14 protein-coding genes are annotated in these 22,324 nt (G+C 41.9%); 13 read left to right on the forward strand and 1 reads right to left on the reverse strand.

The window, feature by feature from the left end:
- The first annotated feature begins 78 nt into the window (after nt 1-78).
- From UYI_RS0121805 to UYI_RS0121865, 13 genes are all read left to right on the forward strand, one after another.
- Nucleotides 79-1,275: a glycosyltransferase family 4 protein gene (locus UYI_RS0121805; RefSeq protein ID WP_016868801.1), complete on the forward strand. Its 1,197-nt coding sequence runs from the start codon at nt 79-81 to the stop codon at nt 1,273-1,275.
- A gap of 5 nt (nt 1,276-1,280) precedes the next feature.
- Nucleotides 1,281-3,149: a heterocyst formation ABC transporter subunit HepA gene (gene hepA / locus UYI_RS0121810; RefSeq protein ID WP_016868802.1), complete on the forward strand. Its 1,869-nt coding sequence runs from the start codon at nt 1,281-1,283 to the stop codon at nt 3,147-3,149.
- A gap of 138 nt (nt 3,150-3,287) precedes the next feature.
- A complete protein-coding gene (locus tag UYI_RS0121815; RefSeq protein ID WP_016868803.1) occupies nt 3,288-4,454 on the forward strand; it encodes a glycosyltransferase family 4 protein in 1,167 nt (388 codons plus the stop codon).
- Nucleotides 4,455-4,501: 47 nt separating this feature from the next.
- On the forward strand, nt 4,502-5,671 hold the full coding sequence (locus UYI_RS0121820) for a glycosyltransferase family 4 protein (protein WP_016868804.1): 1,170 nt from the start codon (nt 4,502-4,504) through the stop codon (nt 5,669-5,671).
- Nucleotides 5,672-5,936: 265 nt separating this feature from the next.
- Nucleotides 5,937-6,329, forward strand: a complete 393-nt coding sequence (locus tag UYI_RS0121825; protein ID WP_016868805.1) for a hypothetical protein — start codon at nt 5,937-5,939, stop codon at nt 6,327-6,329.
- A 642-nt stretch (nt 6,330-6,971) separates the two neighbouring features.
- On the forward strand, nt 6,972-7,871 hold the full coding sequence (locus tag UYI_RS0121830; RefSeq protein ID WP_016868806.1) for an alpha/beta hydrolase: 900 nt from the start codon (nt 6,972-6,974) through the stop codon (nt 7,869-7,871).
- 438 nt (nt 7,872-8,309) lie between these two features.
- Nucleotides 8,310-10,607, forward strand: a complete 2,298-nt coding sequence (locus UYI_RS0121835; RefSeq protein ID WP_016868807.1) for an AMP-dependent synthetase/ligase — start codon at nt 8,310-8,312, stop codon at nt 10,605-10,607.
- 167 nt (nt 10,608-10,774) lie between these two features.
- Nucleotides 10,775-13,144 carry a 3-hydroxyacyl-CoA dehydrogenase/enoyl-CoA hydratase family protein gene (locus UYI_RS0121840; protein ID WP_016868808.1) on the forward strand — a complete coding sequence of 790 codons (2,370 nt, stop codon included), beginning with the start codon at nt 10,775-10,777 and terminating at the stop codon, nt 13,142-13,144.
- Nucleotides 13,145-13,426: 282 nt separating this feature from the next.
- The gene (locus UYI_RS0121845; protein WP_016868809.1) at nt 13,427-14,608 is read left to right on the forward strand and encodes a thiolase family protein; all 1,182 of its coding nucleotides are present in this window, start codon (nt 13,427-13,429) and stop codon (nt 14,606-14,608) included.
- A gap of 256 nt (nt 14,609-14,864) precedes the next feature.
- Nucleotides 14,865-17,318, forward strand: coding sequence for an acyl-CoA dehydrogenase (locus UYI_RS0121850; protein ID WP_016868810.1), 2,454 nt, complete (start codon nt 14,865-14,867; stop codon nt 17,316-17,318).
- Nucleotides 17,319-17,777: 459 nt separating this feature from the next.
- A complete protein-coding gene (gene pntA / locus UYI_RS0121855) occupies nt 17,778-19,361 on the forward strand; it encodes a Re/Si-specific NAD(P)(+) transhydrogenase subunit alpha (RefSeq protein WP_016868811.1) in 1,584 nt (527 codons plus the stop codon).
- A 13-nt stretch (nt 19,362-19,374) separates the two neighbouring features.
- Nucleotides 19,375-20,859, forward strand: a complete 1,485-nt coding sequence (gene pntB / locus UYI_RS0121860; protein ID WP_016868813.1) for a Re/Si-specific NAD(P)(+) transhydrogenase subunit beta — start codon at nt 19,375-19,377, stop codon at nt 20,857-20,859.
- A 285-nt stretch (nt 20,860-21,144) separates the two neighbouring features.
- Entirely contained in the window at nt 21,145-21,345 is a 201-nt protein-coding gene (locus UYI_RS0121865; protein ID WP_085948359.1) for a cytochrome P450, read from the forward strand.
- 185 nt (nt 21,346-21,530) lie between these two features.
- Here UYI_RS0121865 and UYI_RS0121875 read toward each other — a convergent pair whose 3' ends face one another.
- Entirely contained in the window at nt 21,531-22,001 is a 471-nt protein-coding gene (locus UYI_RS0121875; protein ID WP_026086101.1) for a hypothetical protein, read from the reverse strand.
- Nucleotides 22,002-22,324 lie beyond the last annotated feature (323 nt).

The following is a 22,324-nucleotide window of genomic DNA, read 5'->3' on the forward strand; positions in this document are numbered from 1 at the left end:
CGCGTCTACGTTCAATTATTCATCCCCTAGTTGTGGGTGCGAACCCGTGGGGGTCTAGTTAAATAACAAAACTTGATTATGCACTTGATTGTTTTAGAACTAGAACCAACTTCTTGCCGGGGTGGACAAGAAATAGTCCTATTTGATGTTTGCCGTGGTCTTGCTCAAAGGGGACATACTATTAGTCTTGTTTATACGAAAGAAGGGAATTTACTTGAGCAGTATCAAAAGTTTTGTAGCCATGTCATCAAGGCTAATTTATTTACTATTTATCCACCCCAATATAGTTTTCATTTTATAGCTGATATTTGGAATTTAAATAGCAATATTCCAGTCACTGAAAATAGTGTATTGCTGAGTAATCAGTATCAAGATACTTTTTTTGCTCGTGCTTTATCTTTATCAAAAAATATACCCTTGGTATGTTATTTGCATTTACCTCCATCTCATAGGATATTAGTTCGTCACACCGAAACAAAAAATGTCAAACAGGTTTTGAGAGAGTCATATATTAGGTGGCAGTGGCAAACTGGATTAAAAGGTGTGAAGCAGTTTATTGCTGTTTCCAATCAGACGAAGCAGGAATGGGTAAAAAATGGATATCCAGAAGATAGAATTGAGGTTGTACATAACGGAATTAACCTAGAAATAAACGCTTCTCCAAATAATTTTTATCTGAGGAGAAAAGAATGGAATATCCTTGAAGATACCAGAGTAATTTCCTATGTTGGTAGGTTAGATCCAGAAAAGGGATTAGAAACGCTAATTAAAGCATTTGCTATTTTGCTGAAAAGTGGTGCTAAAACTCAATTATTAATTGCGGGAAAGCCAATCAACGAAGATGAGGAATATCAAAAATCCTTAGAACAGCTAACAATCGATTTGGGCATAAACAATTATGTCAGCTTTCTAGGTCATATAACTAATACCACCAATTTATATCAAGTAAGTGATGTAACAGTTCTACCTAGTCTATGGTCAGAACCTTTTGGACGGGTAATTGTAGAATCAATGGCATGTGGAACTCCTGTGGTAGCTAGCTGCATTGGAGGAATTCCGGAGATTTTGACAGGAGAGTTTCAAAAAGGATTGTTTGAGCCAGGAAATGAGCGAGATTTATCAGATACTCTCAATCAAATAATTAATTGGAGGGAGAATGACTCCCAATTAGGTAAAAGATGCCGTGAGCATGTGTTAAAAAATTTCAGTTTAGACAAAATGATTGATGGTGTTGAAAAAGTACTAGAACGCCGATTCAGTTCAGCAAGGAACTAGGAATTATGATATTTACTGCTGTAGGAAATTATATACATTTTAAACTGGCAATTCCAATTTCTAGACTGTTAAAAGCTACGAGTTTTTGGCAAGATAACTATTTCATCTTCCGAGAGTTCAAATACTTTCCTCGGATGGCTATTTTGGCTCTGGTATGTCTGCTCATAGCAGCAGTTTTAGAAGGATTTGGTATTGGTTTTATTCTGTCGTTTTTACAAAGTTTGACCAATCCCACCGCACCACCAATCCAAACAGGTATTACCTGGTTTGATGTTTGGATATTGGGAGTAAATGCTCCTGCTGCCGAGCGCATCTATCGAATATGTGCGCTGATTATCATGACAACATGGTTACGTTCACTCTTTAATTACTTAGGACAGGTTTATAATCAAAAAACTCAGTTGCATCTTGCCGATCGCCTGCGTAGACGAGTTTTTGAACAATTGCAAGCATTAAGTCTGAGTTATTTTGCTAAGACGCGTTCTGGTGATTTAATCAATAGCATAACTTCTGAGATATACCAGCTAATACAAGCTTTTAATGTAATTTCTTTTGTTTTTACCAAGAGTTCAATTCTATTGGTTTATATAGCGTCAATGTTATTACTATCGTGGCAACTAACGCTGATTTCTGTGATGCTGTTTAGTTTGCTATCGGTAGGGATGACAACATTATTAGGACGGGTACGGGAGGCTAGTTTTGAAAGGACAAGCGCTGGTAGCTGCTATACTTCAGTGGCGCTGGAATTTATCAATGGTATCCGTACAGTTCAGGCATTTGCAGCGCAAGACTATGAGCGCAGACGGTTTTATGATGCTAGTACAAAGCTTCTACAAAGTGCGACCAAATCTGTTTCAGCGATGTCATTGATAGAACCTGTCTCAGAAGGGGTTTCGATCACACTGCTTATTGGGATGCTGATAATAGCATTTAGGTTTCTCATTCAGAATGGACTGTTGGAATCAGCTTCGCTGTTGACATTTTTATTCGTCTTATTGCGTGTTGCGCCAAATGTGCGTGCGATCGATTCAGCGAGAGCGCAGTTTAACAATTTTCAGGGAGCATTCAACAATATTAAGGAGCTGTTGAGAACTGACAACAAAACTTACTTACAAAATGGTAAAGTCCAGTTTTCAGGATTGCAGCAAGCCATTAGGTTTGTAGGTGTAGATTTTGGCTACGATGCTAATGAATTGGTATTACATAATATTTCTCTAACTATCGAACGGGGAAAAATGACAGCACTAGTTGGAGCATCTGGTGCTGGCAAATCAACACTAGCTGATTTAATTCCACGATTTTACGACCCAACCAGAGGTAAAATTCTCATAGATGGTGTAGATTTGCGAGAGTATGAGATTAACTCGCTGCGCCGCAAGATAGCTGTCGTCAGTCAGGATACATTCATTTTTAATACTTCTGTCCGCAATAATATTGCCTATGCAATGGAAGAGGTAGATGAAGCTGCAATTATGGAAGCAGCTCGATTGGCTCATGCGCTGGAATTTATTCAACAGTTGCCTGAAGGCTTTGATACCCAGCTTGGAGATCGAGGAGTGCGGCTATCTGGAGGACAACGTCAGCGTATAGCGATCGCTCGTGCTTTGCTGCGTGATCCAGATATTCTGATCTTAGATGAGGCGACGAGTGCTTTAGACTCTGTGTCTGAAAGGTTAATTCAAGAGTCTTTAGACAAGCTTGCTGTTGGTCGAACAGTGATTGCGATCGCTCATCGCCTTTCAACAATTGTCCGAGCAGATAAAGTCGTAGTGCTTGAGCAGGGACGCATTGTAGAAGAGGGGGGATATCAAGAGTTATTGGCACAGCGCGGCAAACTCTGGAAATATCACCAGCTTCAGCATGAATTGGGTTAATTCGGATAGAACAGTCTGAAATTGCAAAAACCTGCAAATCTATGCATCTGATTGTTTTAGAAAATGAACCGTCTTCTTGTCGTGAAGGAAACTAGACAAGATTACAAAAATAAAAAATTAAGGAGAATTTCTCAGTCTATGCATCTAGCATATGTTACTAGTTATAATGTCTTAAACCACTCAGATTGGCCTGAAAGTTTAGTAGGACTTCGAGGAGCAGGTTATCATTTAGCACAACACTTAGAAAAGCAATCTGTACAACTTGATTATATAGGGCCATTAAAGCAAGAATATAGATTTCTGAATCGCTTTAAGAGGAAGTTTTATAGAAAATTTTTGAAAAAAGTTTATGCCTGCTGGGCAGATCCAGCAGTGATTAGAGACTATGCAAAACAAGTCTCTAGAAAGCTATCAAGTTCCACCGCAAATATAGTCTTATGTCCAGAGAATGCTCAAACAATAGCATATCTCGAATGTAAGCAGCCTATTGTTCTTTGGACAGACGCACCTCAGACAGTATTAATTGATTTTTACTCTATTTTTAGTAATTTCTGTAATGAATCTAAAAGACACGTATATGCATTAGAGAAAGCAGCATTAGATAGAAGTAAATTAGTGATATTTTTATCAGATTGGGCTGCTGAAAATGCTATTAAAATTTATGGAATTCAGCCATCTAAGGTGAGAGTAGTTCCTTGGGGAGCAAATATAGAATGTAATAGAACCTATGAGGATATTCATAATATAGTTGAATCTAAAGATACACGTTATTGTAGATTGTTATTTATTGGAGTTGACTGGTTAAGGAAAGGAGGAGATACGGCGGTGGAGGTAGCTAAAGAATTAAATGAAATTGGCTTGAAGACAGAATTAATAGTAGTTGGTTCCGAACCTCCAATCAGTGAAACTTTTCCCAACTATGTCAAATTTCTTGGTTTTATTAATAAATATACAACAGAAGGTATTAAGCAAATCAATGAATTATTTTGTACATCCCATTTCCTCATTGTACCTTCCAGAGCAGAAACCTATGGACACGTTTTTTGTGAAGCAAATTCTTTTGGACTTCCTTCTTTAGCTACAAATGTTGGCGGGATACCAACTATTATCAAAGATGGTGTCAACGGAAAAACTTTTTCAGTTAACTCGAGAGTGGAAGAATACTCTACTTATATTGCTGATCTCATGTCTAATTATAGTGAATATAAAAGATTAGCTTGCTCATCATTCCATGAATATCAATCTCGTTTAAATTGGCTAGTAGCTGCAAAAACTGCAAAACAGTTAATTATGGATCTAGTTTAGTGTTCAAAAAAAGTTGCTAATAATTTGAAAATAAGTTTGGTAATTTTATGCATTTTATTGGTTTAGAAAACGAACTTTCTTCTTTCCGTGGTGGACAGGAATTGAACATGTTTGAGATATGCAATGGACTATCTCAGCGCGGACATGATATTAGTCTGATTTATTTAAAAACAGGAAATCTTCTGGAAGAGTATCGGAAATTTTGTAATTATTTAGCAAAGGTGAATAGTTATGAATTTAATCGGTATAAAATTAATGAAATATTGTATTTCTTATCTGGAATTTTTAGTACCATAAATATGCCAGTCACAAAAAACAGTGTTGTTTTTTGCAACGCCTATGATTTCATTTTTTTTGGTTATGTTTTATCTCTACTGAAAAATATCCCTTTTGTCTGTTATTTTCAAATTCCGCCTCTTAGTAACAATTTTAATTATCAAAAGGTACTAGGTTTTAAGAATGCAAAGAGATTTATTTCTGTATCCAATAAAACAAAACTTGATTGGGTAGAATGTGGTATTAAAGAAGATAAAATTGATATTGTATATAATGGTACTAACACCGAAAAGTTTAAGCTTTCACAAAACTTCTTCTGTCTTAGGAAGAAATGGAAGATTCCTGAAAATATTAGAGTAATTTCATATGTAGGAAGACTGGATAAAGATAAAGGATTAGAAACGCTGATTGCAGCCTTTTCTTTACTTATACAAAATGGTATTAATGCCAAGTTATTGATTGCTGGAAATCCTATACTTCACTTTGCTGCTGATGGTAAAGAACATCCTGAAGAAGGCGAAAAATACAAGCGTTCCTTAAAACAGCTATCAATAGATTTAGGTATAGAAAAGAATGTGGATTTTTTGGGACATGTAGCAGATACAGTCTCCCTTTATCAAGTCAGTGACGTCACAGTTCTACCTAGCCAATGGTCAGAACCTTTTGGCAGAGTCATTATTGAATCAATGGCTTGTGGAACTCCTGTGGTAGCTAGCAGAATTGGGGGTATCCCCGAAATTTTGACAGGAGAATTTCAACAATTGCTATTTGAACCTGGCAATCAACAAGATTTGGCAGATACTTTGAATCGGATTATTCATTGGAGAGACTGCAACTCTCATTTGGCTTACAGGTGTCGTGAACATGTTTTAGGCAAGTTCACTATAGACAAAATGATTGATGGTATTGAGAAAGTTATATTGCAGGTTACTAAACACTGAAAAATTTTGTATTCATGAGAATTTTCAGGAATAGAAATTGGCAAAAAAACAAGGCTCTAAATATTAGATTTACTGCAAAAATCAGGATAATTCTTAATTACGAACACAGATGAACACCGATGAACACAGATTGTAGATGCGAGTATTTCATTGAGCAAATGTACCGCACATCCCACGAGCATTGTATCTAAAAAATTATAACAATACTATCTTGGGTTACTGGGAATAGATGATAAACTAGGGAAGATTTCTTGAGGAAGTGTTGATGCCACGGACAAACGGGTTAAAAAATGAAACATCAGCGGAAGTTTCACCGGAGATTTTAAATTCTGAAGATACAGCAGCAATTAAAGACTCGTCTGAACAAGTGGAAGAGATCCAGGATATTGATGACATACTGAATTCTCTAAAAACTTTACTAAGTACTGTAGAAAAGCTTCAAAAAGTCCGGCAGGAAGTGGGTGACATTAAACCTTTACTGATGCGGATGCTTGATGGAGAATTGCTTGTTGGTGAAGAACTTGAGCAAATCAAGTCAGGTGTCAGTGGTCTTGTTCGTCTGGTTCGTACTTATAGTGAACATCAAGCAGCGTTGGCGAAAGCACAACCTGCTAGAAACCTGCTAGATCAAGTGTTAAAAGGGAATAAAGCTGATTAAAAGTTGTACTTAGCGATCGCCTACACCTTGATAGATAACAGGCGCTTTTACAATGGGCTAAAAATGTGCAATGTAGGCAATTGCAACCAAACTTTATTTTACTAGTATAATTTGAGATTACGTATAAATTATTTCATGTAAACCGAAGAGCCTTCTTTCCTAGTGTAAGAGTGCCTGTTAAGAGTTCCCTATTCCCTATTGCCTACCTCTACGATTAATTCCACAAAATCAAAGTGGACTGCTATATCCTCAAATCGTTAGATGATGGTTCGATACAAATAAGCTATATTTATTAGTACAAAGATGCACAATAACTTTTAAAACCTAAGTTTTGAGACCTAACAAATTTCTGAATCAATTTGTATCAAGGTTTCAAGACGCAAATTGCTGATGCTAACATTTTTACATAGGTAGAATTGATGCTTAATTTGGTAAATGCCGTAAAGCAGCGACCAAATGGTAAGAGCATATCTACTCAGGTAAAATCTTAACTAAGTAATAGCTGATTAGTTGTCATAATTTGTAGCAAAACTTTAGCGATCGCTACATTACAAAGGCTACTAATTGCAGGAACTACAACCAAAAAACTCCAATTGCGTCTTGAGCCTAAATTGTAGAAAAACGCATTTGGTAGGTACAGCAATGACACACATCGAAGGAACCTTCGCAGGAGCAGGAGGGCTTAATCTTTATTATCAAAGCTGGCAGCCAGAGGGAGAATTACGGGCAATTATTGCTATAGTACACGGCTTGGGAGCGCATAGCGGATTATTTATTAATGCCGTGCAGCATTTATTGCCCTTGGGTTATGCTGTCTACGCTTTTGATCTAAGAGGACATGGGCGATCGCCTGGACAACGAGGGCATATAAATTCTTGGGCAGAGTTGCGAGAAGATTTGCATACCTTTTTGACACATATTCAGGAACAAAGTTTTGGCTGTGCATATTTTTTGTGGGGTCACAGTTTAGGCGCAGTCATAGCTGTAGATTACGCCTTACGCTTTCCTCAAAGCTTGCAGGGATTGATCCTGACAGCACCTGCTTTAGGAAAAGTTAACCTGCCTCTGTTAAAAGTGGCATTAGGGCGAATGCTTTCACAAGTCTGGCCAAACTTTAGTCTGAAAGTAGGTTTTGATAAGGGTAAAAATTTGCGAGGCCAGAATTATCTCACCATTCAAGACCCATTAAGGCATGAGTATGGCAGTGCGCGACTGGCTGCGGAGTTTTTTGCCACTGAAAAATGGGTTGAAACTCATGCTTGTGAGTTACAAGTGCCTTTGCTTATTCTCTATAGCAGTGAAGATAAGATCGCACCGCCAGAAGGTTGTGTAGCGTTTTTCCAAAAAATAGCCTTTCCTGACAAAGAAAGCTATGAGTATCCCGGTGACTACCACGACTTTCACCTGGATCTCAATTACCAAAAGATACTTGTAGATTTGGAGAATTGGCTAGAAAGACATTTGGATGGAGAAATAGAAAATCAATCATCAAGGTGTCTGATAAAAATACCTACTTTTAAGACCAAACCTTTGACTCGTTAGATGGGTTTCTTTGCGAAAAAGATACAAAGCTTGTCGTTGATCCCCAGCATGGTCTACATTATTATTAGTACAAAAGACCTTAGTTTAAGACATGTAGGCATGAAATAAGCCTAAGCCTTAAACTGAGATGAATTCTATTTTTAATAGATACAAACTTGAAAGGAGAAATTTATTAATTTTCAAGACTTAGGTATTCAAAGTCTGCATCTTAAATGTACCTAATTTGGCATTAATTTTAGCCCAACAATCTTGAGATAATTGATTATCCTTCCTATTTCATAGGAAAAGAATATATTGGGAACTAGGCAAATATTTTCCTATCTCACAAATGATTTAGGATTGCTGGATGGAACTAGTATTTGATTTTCCTGTTAAGCGTTCCCTATTCCCTTTCTTACTGATAACGAGGGGAAGAGTCAGAAACTCTTCTTGGAGAAAATGTTATGTACAAATCAGATTTATAAAGCGCCTCCCAACTCTGGAGAAGTAGTGTTAGGGCGTACTTTGCCTTCCTTATTAGATGAAGCGTGCGATCGCACTCCCAACTCCCGCGCTTTCAATCAAGTTACACAAACAGGCTGGCAAGCTTTATCTAATCACGAATTTCGCACGGCTGCGACAGAATTGGCATTAGGCTTGCTGGATTTGCAACTAGAAGCAGGCAATCGCATTGCTTTACTCATGCACAGCGATGTTAATTTTTGCATTGCTGACATGGGTTCCTTGCTTGCAGGTTTGGTGAATGTGCCAATTGATTTAACCCAAACAATTGAACACATTATTTTCATTTTGCAGCACACAGAAGCCAAGGCGCTGATTATTTCTGATCTAGACTTGCTCTCTCAAATCATTCCTTACCTGCAAAATGCTACCCATCTCAAAACAGTAATAGTTGCTGATGTGCCTATTGAGTGGCATCAAAGGCGACAACAATTAACCTGTCAACAAAGTGGGGAATATGAAAAGATACTAAATGATCAAAATAAGATTATTCCTGATAATCTTTGTTTGTCGCTACCAACCTCACACTCACCAGCAGCGGCTGCACAATCAGTTATAGATATTCCGCAATGTATTCAAGTTTTTTCACTAGAGGAAATTCGCTCTCAGGGACGGAAAAAAAATTCTGAATTTAGTTTTCAGGAACTGAATACCAAACTGATAGCTAATAACCTTGCCACGATTATTTATATTCCTGGAACTACTGGAGAACCTCAAGGGGTAATGCTTACCCATGAAAATCTCTCTGCTAATGCATTGGCAATGTTTACAGGAATACCTGATTTGGGATTGGGGACAGAGGAAATAGTTCTTTCTTTTCTGCCATTAACCCATGTTTTTGCTCGTGTCCTTGTCTATGGACATATTAGTTATGGTCACAGCATTTATTTCAGCAATTCTAATCGGGTATTAAAACACCTAAAAGAAGTAAAGCCAACAATATTTGCTACAGTTCCTTTGCTCTTAGAAAAAATTTATCACAAGCTTTTAGAAGCAGGAGAAAAAAATCAGGAACAGAGCAAAAAAGAAAAACATCTACGGGTAAAATTGCCCCGTCCTAATATTACATTGTCATCCTTAAAGTTTTCTACCAACTGGGTGAGAAAAACCTCGCTTGCTACTTGGCGAGAAGCCACTGTTCGGTTATCTACTACAGGGAGAACCCTAAAAACCCATTTACTTTCGCCACACAATGCTATTTCTGCGCGTCAATTCTATCTTCTCTTATCTCAATCGGTGATGAATTGGGCAATCAAAATAGCCCAAAAATATGAATTAGGAAAAATACCACAACGTCGATATGCTTTGATGTTGAAATTGGCAGATAGGTTCGTATTTTCCCAGTGGCGTGCTGTCTTTGGTGACAATATCAAATACCTAATTAGCGGAGGTGCAGCTTTAAAAGCAGAAATTGCGAATTTATTTGCGGCTGCGGGAATAAAAATTTTACAAGGCTATGGTTTAACAGAAACTAGTTCTGCCGTAACTTGTAATCGTGGTCAATTCAATCGTGCTGGAACTGTTGGTGTAGCGATCGCTGGCGTAGAAATTACGATAGCCGAAGATGGGGAAATTCTCACCAGAAGTCCTTACATTACTCAAGGCTATTACAAAAACCCACAAGCTACCCAGCAACTAATCGACACTGAAGGTTGGTTACATACAGGCGATTTAGGGGAATTTACTTCTGACGGTTTTCTCAAGATTACTGGTTTGAAGAAAAGCCGTTTTAAACTTTCTACAGGTAAGTATGTCACACCGCAACCAATAGAAAGCAGGCTAGAAAAATCTCCTTTAGTAACAAAAGCTGTGACTGTCGGGGCTGATCGTAAGTTTTGTGCCATGCTGATTTTTCCTAATTTAGATAATTTACAGCAGCAGGCTTTATCAATAGGAATTGATTTACCAATTGAAGAATTACTGAAGCATCCTTGCATCGTTGCTTTATATCAAGCGTTGGTGGATGAAGCGAATTGTCATTTACCTCATTGGTCAACGGTAAAAAAATTTCGGCTAATTTATGCCAAATTCACTGTTGAGAATGGAGTAATAACGTTAAATCAGGAGGTAAATAGAGGCAAAATTTTAGAAGTATTTACTGAAGAAATTAATGCAATATATGAAGATAAGAGGATGCAAAAACATGAGAATGTCACAATAGAACAAATAGATAATTTATGTCCGGTGAATCAGAGGTTTTCATGTCCTGCGTTTGCTCAATCTCTGAGTTCTTAGATATTAGGTTTGTGGTGAAGGAGCTAAGATTTAAATGAACCGCAGAGGCGCAGAGGACACAGAGAGAAGAGAAAGAGAAGGAAAAATTTGTTTAACTGAACTGTATTGAATTATTTTTAGGTATTCAATCAATCCAAAATCCAAAATTGAAGAAGGAAGGGTGATGTATGTATAAGCCGTTCCAAAAAGCCGCAGTATTGGGTGCGGGAGTGATGGGTTCACAAATTGCCGCCCATTTAGCTAATGCGGGATTAACAGTTCATTTATTAGATATTGCGGCTCAAGGCGACAATAAAAATGATGTTGTAGAAACAGCTTTTAAAAAGGCTATTAAGCAGTCTCCACCGATTTTATTTACAGAAAAAACAGCCCGTCGTGTTATTTTGGGGAATTTTGACGAGCATTTTCACCGCATTGCTGATGTTGATTGGGTAATAGAAGTTGTAGTTGAAAATCTCGCTATTAAACAAGATTTGCTGGCGCGGGTAGAAAGTGTAATTAGGGATGATACTGTAGTGTCTACTAATACTAGTGGTCTACCTGTTCATGAAATTGCTCAAGGACGTTCTGAGTCTTTTCGGAAGAGGTTTTTAGGAACTCACTTTTTTAATCCGCCGCGCTACTTAAAGTTACTAGAGTTAATTCCGACACCGGATACTGAGCCGCAAATCCTGGAAAAAATGCAGTGGTTTGCTTGGATGCATCTTGGTAAAGGCGTAGTAGTAGCCAAAGATACCCCCAACTTTATAGCCAACCGCATAGGTATGTATGCAACTATGCTGGGTATCCGGGGTGTGACTGAGCAAGGTTACACAATTGAAGAAATTGATACATTAACAGGGGTGATTGCTGGACGACCGAAATCAGCGACATTTCGCACGGCTGATTTGGTGGGGTTAGATACTTTGATGTATGTAGCACGCAACCTTTACCCAGCTATTCCCCACGATGAAAGCCAGGAAGTCTTTCGAGTGCCAGAGTTACTGAAGAAACTCGTAGAAACTGGGTCGTTAGGAGCAAAAACAGGTCAAGGATTTTACAAAAAGCAAGGTAAGGAAATTCTCTCGATTAATCCGACGACACTGGCTTACGAAGCAGCGAAACCGCTTGATTTAGGGGATATTGAGGCAATTGGGAAAATTGATGATTTAGGCGATCACTTACGCAAACTCTACCATGATTCTAGTCGTGCTGGTGTATTCTTCCGCAAATTAACCTTAGAAATTCTGGGTTACAGCGCCCGTCGCATCCCGGAAATTGCCGACAGACCAGCAGATATTGACCGGGCAATCCGGTGGGGTTTTGGCTGGGAACTCGGCCCGTTTGAAATTTGGGATGTCTTGGGCTTTGAAACTGTATTGGCAGATATGAAAGCGGCTGGTATATCTGTGCCTGAGTGGGTAGAAAAGATGCACGATTCTGGTGTGCAAAGTTTCTATCAAAAAGACCGACTATCTTGGGCTGAACAAAAGGTAGTTGATGCTTGTGCAGTCTGCATCAGCGAACAGCCAAAAGCCCCAACAGATGAAATTCAGATAGCAGCCATTAAAGAAGATGCCAAAAATATCTTGTGGCAAAACTCAGAAGCTTCTTTGTTGGACTTGGGCGATGGAGTTGTTTTGTACGAGTTTCATTCCAAAGGCAATACCCTGACTTTAAAAGTAGTAGAAGGCTTAGCCAAAGTATTAGATATTGTCGAAAACGGTGATTATCGAGGATTAGTCATAGGTAACGACAGTGCCAACTTCTCTGGAGGGGCGAATTTGGCAGAAATGGCCATGTTAGCCCAGACAGATAACGGTAAAGGCATCGCCGATTTAATCGTCAAATTCCAAACCTTACTGCAACGCATGAAATATTTCCCGAAACCAATTGTCGCCGCAATTGTCGGACGAGTTTTAGGCGGAGGTTGTGAGTTAGTCTTGGCTTGTCCTCATGTAGTCGCAGCCGCAGAAACTTACATCGGACTGGTAGAACTCGGCGTCGGTTTGATTCCTGGAGGCGGTGGCATCATGCGGATGGTGACTTGGGCAGCGGATAAAGCCGCCAGCGAATCACCACAAGATATTCAACCCTTCCTGCGAAAAGTGTTTGAAACTGTTGGCATGGCCAAAGTTTCCAGTAGCGCCCATGAAGGGCAAGAATTAGGCTTCCTCTCACCCACAACCAAAATTGTGATGAATGCTGACCGACTTTTGACTGTAGCGAAAGCGGAAGTGCTGTGTTTAGACCGCATAGGTTACATGCCACCACCAAAACGTAACGCCGTCATGGTGCTAGGTCTTCCAGCACGGGCAATGTTGGAACACGCCGCATATGTCATGCAGCAGGGAGGTTTTATTTCGGAGTATGACAGTTATTTAGCTAGTCGCTTAGCTTATGTGATGACAGGCGGAGAATTGACTGTACCTGCTTTGGTTGATGAAAACTACTTATTGAGATTAGAAAGAGAGGCGTTTTTGCCACTATTACAGCAACCAAAAACGCAAGAACGGATTGCTTATATGTTGAAAACGAAGAAACCTCTCAGAAACTAAGAGGAGGCAGAGGGCAGGAGGTAGAGGGCAGGAGGCAGAGGGCAGGAGGCAGAGGGCAGAAAGCTTTCAAATTAAGAAGTAAGAATTGATAAAAAATTAATCTTCTAACGCTTACTTCTTTCTTCGACTATTTAGTTTCTTCGTTAATTATTCCCTTGTACCCTTGAAAATCGATCATCTGCCTTAATTATTCCCTTCAGCCCTCATTCTTTTCCTTCTGCCCTCTGCCTCCTGCCCTCTGCCTTAATGATCAACACATTTAAACATTGGTCGGAGTTATTTATGAAAGAAGCTTATATAGTTAGCAGTGTCCGCACACCTGTAGGAAAAGCGCCACGGGGTACGTTACACAATATGCGTCCGGATGATATGGGTGCAGTTGTTGTCAAAGCAGCCATTGAACGAGTTAAAGACTTAGAGCCTGTATACATTGATGATGTAATTATGGGTTGTGCTTTTCCGGAAGCAGAACAGGGATTTAATATCGGGCGGTTAATTGCCCAACGTGCAGGTTTACCTGATTCTGTAGCAGGTATGACTGTAAATCGATTCTGTGCTTCGGGGTTGCAAAGTATCGCAATCGCAACCCAAGCAATTACGGTAGGACAGGCGGAAGTCATTGTTGCGGGTGGTGCGGAGTCTATGAGTTTGATTCCAATGGGAGGACATTATTTGGCCCCCAACCCAAGAATGATGATAGATACGCCCAAGGTTTACTGCACGATGGGTATTACAGCCGAAAACGTCATGCAGTACTACGAAATCTCCCGCCAAGAACAGGATGCTTTTGCTTTACGTTCCCATCAAAAAGCTTTAGTTGCCATTAGGCAAGGTCGGTTTACAGAAGAAATCGTACCACTCGAAGTCCGGGACATCCTCTATATTGATGGCACTCCACGACCGGTAGAAAAGGTCTTTACGGTGGATGAAGGGCCGCGTCCTGATACCAGTATGGAAGCCTTGATGAAATTATCGCCTGTATTTCGTGTGGGCGGTGGTGTGACAGCCGGTAACTCATCGCAAATGTCAGACGGTGCAGCAGCAACAGTGGTAATGAGCGATCGCATGGTGCGGATGCTTGATCTCCGTCCGATGGGTAAGATGTTAGGCTATGCGGTTGCGGGTGTAGCACCAGAAGTGATGGGTATTGGCCCGGTGGAAGCTGTACCTAAAGTTTTAAAACAGGTGGGTTTGACTTTAAATGACATTGGCTTGATTGAACTCAATGAAGCCTTTGCTGCCCAAACCTTGGCTGTGATTCGCAAACTCGGACTTAACGAGGAAATTGTCAATGTCAACGGTGGTGCGATCGCCCTTGGCCATCCTCTCGGTTGCACTGGTGCGAAACTCACAGCTACTCTCCTCCATGAAATGAAACGGCGTAGTGTCCGTTATGGTTTGGTAACGATGTGTGTTGGTGGGGGAATGGGTGCAGCAGCTGTGTTTGAGAATTTGATGATTTAGGACAGAAGGCAGGAGGCAGAGGGCAGAGGGCAGAGGGCAGAGGGCAGAGGAGGCAGGAGGCAGAGGGCAGAGGGCAGAGGGCAGAGGGCAGAGGGCAGGAGGCAGAAGGCAGAGGGCAGAGGGCAGGAGGCAGAGGGCAGGAGGCAGAGGGCAGAGGGCAGAAGGAATAAATTGTTATATTTTATACTCTATTTCTCTACTCTGTGCCTCTGCGTCTGGTGCGTGAGTTCATTTTACAAATAACGGTGAAATTATAATGAACCTTATTCATCCAACCGTAGTTATTTCTACGCTAATTTTCCTACTACTATTACTTGGTTATATCGGTGTTCCTTTGTGGGTTTGGTCGGTTTATTTGGCAGCATTGCTAGTATTTTTTCAGACCCCGATCTGGATTTGGGTGATTTTTGGTGCGATCGCTTGCATATTCAATATCCCTATTCTGCGGCAAAAGCTGATCACATCCCCATTGATTAAAGCCATTAAAGCCTTGAATTTATTACCAAAAATCTCTGATACTGAACGGGCTGCAATTGAAGCGGGAAATGTTTGGGTAGATGGAGAATTTTTTTCTGGGAAACCAGACTTCCAAAGAATTAATCAAGAACCATATCCCCAAGTCACACCAGAATTGCAAGCATTTCTCGATGGCCCGGTGGAACAAGTTTGTCGCATGGTGAGTGATTGGGAAATTTACCGTCGCAAGGATTTACCGCCGGAAGTTTGGGACTATCTCAAAAAAGAGCGGTTTTTGGGGATGATGATACCCGAAGAATATGGCGGTTTGGGATTTTCTAACTTTGCCTACAGCAATGTGATGACGAAGTTGGCATCTCGTTCTTTTACCCATATCGCAACTGTGGGGGTGACAAACTCATTGGGCCCGGCAAAATTATTACTCCGCTACGGTACACAGGAACAGAAAAATTATTACCTACCGCGCCTGGCACGGGGTGAAGAAATTCCTTGTTTTGCGCTGACAGAACCAACTGCCGGTTCAGATGCAGCCAGTATCAAGTCTGAAGGAATCGTGTTTAGAGGCGAGGATGGCAAGCTTTATTTGCGTCTGAATTGGAAGAAGCGATATATTACCTTAGCTGCGATCGCCACTCTCTTAGGACTAGCTTTCAAATTACGTGATCCGGAAAATTACTTGGGTAAAGGTAAAGAAGTTGGCATTACTTGCGTTTTAATTCCTACCGATACACCAGGCGTGAGCATGGGTAGGCGCCACGATCCGATGGGTGTGCCTTTTTACAATTCCCCCACGGAAGGACATAACGTTGTCGTGAGCGTTGACCAAATTATCGGCGGTGTAGAACAGGCGGGTAATGGCTGGAAAATGCTGATGCAAACTTTGGCAGCAGGTCGGGGAATTAGCTTCCCGGCTAGCTGTACGGGAGTAGCAAAATTAGTAGCGAGAGTTACAGGGGCTTATGCTGTAGTCCGGCAACAATTTGGTTTGTCGATTGGTCGTTTTGAAGGTGTAGAAGAACCTCTAGCACGCATTGGCGGTCTCACCTACTTAATGGAAGCTGTGCGTACTTATACCTGTGGTGCAGTAGATCAAGGAGAACAACCAGCAGTCATTTCGGCGATCGCTAAATACAGTTTGACAGAACTCTCCCGCAAAATTATTAACGACGGCATGGATATTATGGGCGGTGCAGGGATTTGTCGCGGCCCCAGAAATTTATTAGCAAATATTTATACAGCCACCCCAATTTCGATTACCGTCGAAGGCGCAAACATTCTCACCCGCACCTTAATGATTTTTGGACAAGGAGCGATTCGCTGTCATCCTTATATTTATCAGGAGATTACAGCGCTGGATCAATCAGATGTCACAGCCTTTGATCAAGCTTTCTGGCATCATCTTGGACTGACGGTACGTAATACTTTTCGCGCCTTGATTCTCAGTATTTCCCGTGGGTATTTCGCACACTCTCCCGTCCCAGGTGCAACAGCTAAATATTACCGCAAACTAGAGTGGGCATCTGCTACCTTTGCCTTACTGACTGACATCACTATCTTTTCCTTTGGTGGCACATTGAAGCGACGAGAAAAGCTGACAGGCAGGTTTGCGGATATTCTCACCTGGATGTACTTAGCAACTGCAACCCTAAGACGCTTTGAAGCCGAAGGGCGAAAACCAGAAGACTTACCTTTTGTTCACTGGGTAATGCAGTACGCTTTTGCTCAAATCCAGTCAGCCTTTGAGGGAATTTTCCAGAATCTCTCTGTACCAGTTCTAGGTACACTGTTTGCTGGGCCTGTAAGTTGGTGGTGGCGACTGAATCCCATTGGTTCCCTACCCAATGATAAACTTGGCAGTGAAGTTGCCCGGAAACTACAAACTCCCGGACAAATACGCGATCGCCTCACCGCAGGAATTTATATTCCTACTAGTAGCGAAGAAGCATTGGGACGTTTAGAAAAAGCTTTCATCTTGTTATCCCAAGCTGAACCACTACTCAAAAAGCTCAAAAATGCCAGCCACACAGAGAAACTACCACAGCAAAAACCCGACGAACTGATTGCAGCCGCCCTCCAAGCCGGAGTGATTAGTAACAAAGAAGTTGAACTCATCTGTGAAGCAGAGTTTGCCCGTAATGATGCAATTCAAGTAGATTCCTTTACTTTGGAGGAATATTTGCAAGGCAGTCAGGAGAGCAAAGGCAGAGGGCAGATGGCAGAGGGCAGAAGGTGAAAGAATTATACCTGAGAAACACTCTGCGTAACTCTGCGCGTACGGGCGAAGCATTTGTGTAGAAAGATGATTATTTTAGCTATAAATATTGACACAAATGCTACTCTGCCTTGAAGCCGCGCAAAGCGCGTCTACGCCCCTACCGTCCCTTTGCGTTTAAAGAAGAAAAGTAAACGAATCTAAAATCCTCTTACCTCCTGTCTACTGTTGTGAAGAATTAAAACAGCTATAGATATTAACACTTACTCATGGTGATATGGTTAAATCCAAACTCTAAATAAGTTATATCAAGTCCGGCTAACTGCTTAGGATATTATTCTGACGCAGTCGCGGATTGGTTTTTCCCATTACCAATTACCCATTACCGACACGGGCGAATAATACAAGTGTTCAAGCGGACATGATATTTAGTGTCTCTCTTTACCTGGGAAACTCAGCGAGATCAAAAGGAGAACACACATGAAGGTTGGTATTCCCAAAGAAGTTTACCCTGGCGAACGTCGTGTAGCTGCTACACCAGACACAGCCAAGCGTCTAATGAAGCTTGGTTTCGATGTACTAGTTGAGAGGCGTGCGGGCGCAGATGCAAACTTTGCAGATGAAGCATATATACAGGCTGAATGCACGATTGTTCCAGATGCTCCCACTCTATGGGCACAGTCAGATATTGTACTTAAGGTTCGTCCACCGCAAATGCACCCGGAAGTCGGCAAACATGAAACCGAACTACTGCGTGAGGGAGGTACGCAAATCAGTTTCATCTGGCCAGCCCAAAACCCGGATTTACTCGATAAACTAGCAGCACGTAAAGCCACAGTTTTAGCAATGGATGCAGTACCGCGCATTACTAGGGCACAAAAGATGGATGCCCTAAGTTCAATGGCAAATCTTGCTGGCTACCGCGCTGTAATTGAGGCTGCTAACCACTTTGGACGCTTCTTTAACGGACAGATTACGGCAGCCGGAAAGGTGCAACCTGCGAAGGTACTGGTGATTGGTGCTGGTGTAGCTGGACTAGCAGCTATCGGTACCGCCAAGAACTTAGGTGCAATTGTTCGTGCTTTTGATACGCGCCTTGTAGTTAAAGAACAGGTACAGAGTCTAGGTGCAGAGTTTCTAGAACTGAATTTTGCTGAAGATGGCACGGGTGAGGGCGGCTACGCCAAGGTCATGAGTGACGAATTTATCAAGGCTGAAATGGAATTGTTCGCCGCTCAAGCTCAAGAAGTAGACATTATCATTACGACGGCGCTGATCCCAGGTAAGAGAGCGCCTGTACTGATTACACAGGAAATGGTCGAGAGCATGAAGGAGGGATCGGTCATTGTTGATATGGCCGCAGAACAGGGCGGTAATTGTGCCTGTACTCACCCCGGTGAAATTTATTGTTACAAGGGAGTGACGATTGTTGGTCTGACTGACCTACCCAGCCGTATGGCCCAACAAGCAAGCCAGCTTTATGGCAGCAATCTTTACCATCTTCTGGAAGAAATGGGAGGAGCGAAAAACTACAAAGTCGATCTCGAAAACGAGGTGATTCGGGGTACTTTAGTAGTTCATCAAGGAGAGATTACCTGGCCGCCACCGAAGAAAGCAGGGGGCGCAGGAGGACAACAGAAGCAGGAGGAAAAGAAGAAAGAGCCTACCCTTGTCCCTCCATCTCCCCATCTCCCTGTCCCATCCCCTACTTCTAGTTCCTCAAAGGGTAGTAGTAACCTGCTATGGCTAATCTTTGTTGGTTTAGCCCTCGTCGGTATTGGTATAAGTGCGCCTGTTTCATTCTTATCTCATTTGATTGTGTTTGTTCTGGCTTGCTTTGTTGGTTGGCAGGTGATCTGGAACGTTAAGCCTGCTCTCCATACACCACTGATGAGTGTCACCAATGCGATTAGCGGCATCATTATTATTGGTGGTATGCTGCAACTGTCTGGGGTATCAAGTTCATCGACTATCTTAGGAGCGATCGCTATTTTCGTCGGGACAATCAATATTTCTGGTGGCTTCCTAGTCACGCAACGGATGCTCAGGATGTTCCAAAAGTAGAGAGAAAAGAATTATGTCGAACAATCTACTGACAGTCGCCTATATAGTGGCTAGCGCCTTATTTATTCTCAGTCTCGGGGGACTGTCTAATCAGGAAACTGCTCGCCAAGGTAATGTTTACGGCATAGTTGGTATGCTGATTGCTCTGGTTGCTACCGCATTCTCTCTAGACGTAACTACATACGGCATCCTCACGTCAATTGTCATCCCAGGAGCCGTCATCGGTGCAATTGTGGCTTCTCGGGTAGCGATGACCTCGATGCCAGAACTAGTGGCAATTCTACACAGCTTTGTAGGGATGGCAGCAGTTCTGGTGGGCATTGCCAATTATCTGCAAGAGTCGATAGAACTCACCCCAGTTGAGTCTACAATTCACGAAATTGAAATTTTTGTGGGTGTGTTTATTGGTGCTGTCACCTTCACAGGTTCGGTGGTTGCCTTTGGCAAACTGCGGGGTATCATCAGCAGCAAACCTCTGCTTTTGCCAGGGCGACACTTGCTCAACCTGGGGATGATTGCGGCTTCTGTATGGCTGGGTTTCGAGTTTTTGACAACAGCACATCTGAGTGGACTGCAATCGCTGTTAGCGATGTTTGTGATCTCTTCAATCTTGGGCATTCATCTAGTGATGGCGATCGGTGGTGCTGATATGCCAGTGGTGATCTCCATGCTCAATAGCTACTCTGGATGGGCAGCCGCCGCCGCTGGTTTCATGCTATCGAACGATTTGCTGATCATTACGGGGGCGCTGGTGGGCAGTAGTGGTGCTATCCTCAGCTATATCATGTGTAAGGCCATGAACCGTTCCTTCCTCAGCGTGATTCTTGGGGGCTTTGGTGAGCAAACAAGTGCAGCAACTCCTAGTGGAGAGAAATTGGAGGGTAATGTCACTACAGCAACAATTGAGGATACCGTGCAACTGTTGCAAAATGCCAAGAGTGTCATCGTTGTCCCTGGCTACGGTATGGCAGTAGCTCAAGCCCAGCATACCGTATCAGAACTCACAAAGTTGCTGCGCGATCGCGGCGTCCAGGTTCGGTTTGGCATCCATCCGGTAGCTGGTAGGATGCCTGGACATATGAACGTCCTTCTGGCTGAAGCTAATGTACCCTACGACATCGTCCTAGAAATGGATGAGATTAACGAGGACTTTCCCAAAACTGATGTGGTGCTGGTGATCGGTGCAAACGACACTGTTAACCCCAGTGCTTTGGAAGATCCTCAGAGTCTGATTGCTGGTATGCCAGTCTTAGAAGTCTGGAAAGCTGGTACTGTCGTAGTCATGAAACGGAGTATGGCTAGTGGCTACGCTGGTGTTGAGAATCCTCTGTTTTATAAAGACAACACCCGGATGCTATTTGGCGATGCGAAGAAAAATCTGGATGCGATCGTAGCAAAACTTGTACAGTTAAGTGAGGGAAGTGTAGAGTTGCGCCAGCCTGCATTTGATGATGTACCGTTAACAGGCAAAGTATTAAACCTCTTGCATGAATCCTAAAAACCCCTGTTCATCCCCTCATAAACGAGGGGAAAATTTTGTACATGAAGATTTAACCTGAATCGCAAGTAAGCACGGGCGATCGCACCTCAAACACTTGAACACTCTACTAGATGAAAGGTTGTTAACCGCAGAAAATCCTGGTTTTGGCAGCGTCGTCTAGTTCAACCTGTGTTTCACCAAAAGCAGATTATAAGGATACGGCAAAATAATGGTGGAGTACACCGACCAGATGTTGCAAACCTGACACGATGACGAAGTTCATGATATTCACGCAGATATAATGTGCCTGAGTGGATAATGCATCGCCATGCTAAATACTTCGATCATCCCGAAGTCTTCCAAACCGAACGTTGTACAGAGGATTTTGAAAGGCAACTACCCAAAGATGTATATATTTCCTTTGGTGATGGTCCTCGCATTTGTATGGGTAAGGGTTTTAACCTCTTGATTCGTACGGCGCCGGAGGGTGCGCGTGTCAGCTAATGACACTCAAGCCAGAGACACTACCTGCTGATTTGAAGTTGCAGAAGTTGGTGGATGGATATTTCTTTAATTGCAACTATCAGTCATTTCCAGCCATGGAGGATCAAGCCAAACCTAATTATAACGTGTCTGTTTGAATACTTACTACTGTGGTTTAGGCTGGTAATAAGTTCAATTACTATAGTTTACTGGTCTAGAGGTGAAGTTGGAGAATTCAATAGAATTTCCTGTTGCGGTTCTCGTACCTCCCACTGACACCTTCTTTCATTCGGTTGGTTGTAATTAATTGCCATTGTGAAATTGCGAGATTGGACACTATTGTTGCGGAGATTTACGATCGCCTGGGTATAGTTTCCTCCAGCAACGGCTGTCCATTGCAACACATTTGTCGCATTAGGTTGGTCGGGAACGAAGCGCATTTTATACCTAACTCGCTCTAGAGAATCACCAGGGCGGACGAAAACTAAACCCTGAACAATATCTGCTACCCGTTCTAAGAGATCGGCAGACATAAAGCTACAACTATTAGGTGTATCTCCTTTAACTAAAGCCAAGTAAGGGCGATCGCGTAAAGACTCTACTTGTTGAGCTTGCGCTCCAAAGTTGGAGGAAAAGATGAGGGTAATAGGCAGTATCAGAAAAACAGTTTTTCTCATATTAATAACTTCTCGCTCCATGTCTGACTCTAGATAACTATAAAATAAATTTCCCTTAATTCTGGGAATAGCTCAAGCGTATACTGTATCCGACTATCTTTGTCAGCGCGAATGGCGATATTAGCATCCGCAATCATTTGTTGATCTTATTGTGTTTGCAAATCATCTAAGCACGTTATTGGAATTGATACGCTGCCACCTCTGTGACTTTTATCAACATACAGCTAGCGAATGGGGGGTTAAACCCCTCAAGAAACCCCAGAATAAAAATCAGGTAGTTGTAACTAACGTCCAAGCATTTGTAACGACAGCTTCTAAGTGGG

Source organism: Fischerella muscicola PCC 7414, from assembly GCF_000317205.1.
GTDB classification, from domain to species: Bacteria; Cyanobacteriota; Cyanobacteriia; order Cyanobacteriales; family Nostocaceae; genus Fischerella; species Fischerella muscicola.

Excerpts from the sequence above, each read along its gene's own strand:
- UYI_RS0121805 (WP_016868801.1), top strand. The coding sequence starts at position 79 with ATGCACTTGATTGTTTTAGAACTAGAACCAACTTCTTGCCGGGGTGGA.
- hepA (WP_016868802.1), top strand. The coding sequence starts at position 1,281 with ATGATATTTACTGCTGTAGGAAATTATATACATTTTAAACTGGCAATT.
- UYI_RS0121815 (WP_016868803.1), top strand. The coding sequence starts at position 3,288 with ATGCATCTAGCATATGTTACTAGTTATAATGTCTTAAACCACTCAGAT.
- UYI_RS0121820 (WP_016868804.1), top strand. The coding sequence starts at position 4,502 with ATGCATTTTATTGGTTTAGAAAACGAACTTTCTTCTTTCCGTGGTGGA.
- UYI_RS0121825 (WP_016868805.1), top strand. The coding sequence starts at position 5,937 with ATGCCACGGACAAACGGGTTAAAAAATGAAACATCAGCGGAAGTTTCA.
- UYI_RS0121830 (WP_016868806.1), top strand. The coding sequence starts at position 6,972 with ATGACACACATCGAAGGAACCTTCGCAGGAGCAGGAGGGCTTAATCTT.
- UYI_RS0121835 (WP_016868807.1), top strand. The coding sequence starts at position 8,310 with ATGTTATGTACAAATCAGATTTATAAAGCGCCTCCCAACTCTGGAGAA.
- UYI_RS0121840 (WP_016868808.1), top strand. The coding sequence starts at position 10,775 with ATGTATAAGCCGTTCCAAAAAGCCGCAGTATTGGGTGCGGGAGTGATG.
- UYI_RS0121845 (WP_016868809.1), top strand. The coding sequence starts at position 13,427 with ATGAAAGAAGCTTATATAGTTAGCAGTGTCCGCACACCTGTAGGAAAA.
- UYI_RS0121850 (WP_016868810.1), top strand. The coding sequence starts at position 14,865 with ATGAACCTTATTCATCCAACCGTAGTTATTTCTACGCTAATTTTCCTA.
- pntA (WP_016868811.1), top strand. The coding sequence starts at position 17,778 with ATGAAGGTTGGTATTCCCAAAGAAGTTTACCCTGGCGAACGTCGTGTA.
- pntB (WP_016868813.1), top strand. The coding sequence starts at position 19,375 with ATGTCGAACAATCTACTGACAGTCGCCTATATAGTGGCTAGCGCCTTA.
- UYI_RS0121875 (WP_026086101.1), bottom strand. The coding sequence starts at position 22,001 with ATGAGAAAAACTGTTTTTCTGATACTGCCTATTACCCTCATCTTTTCC.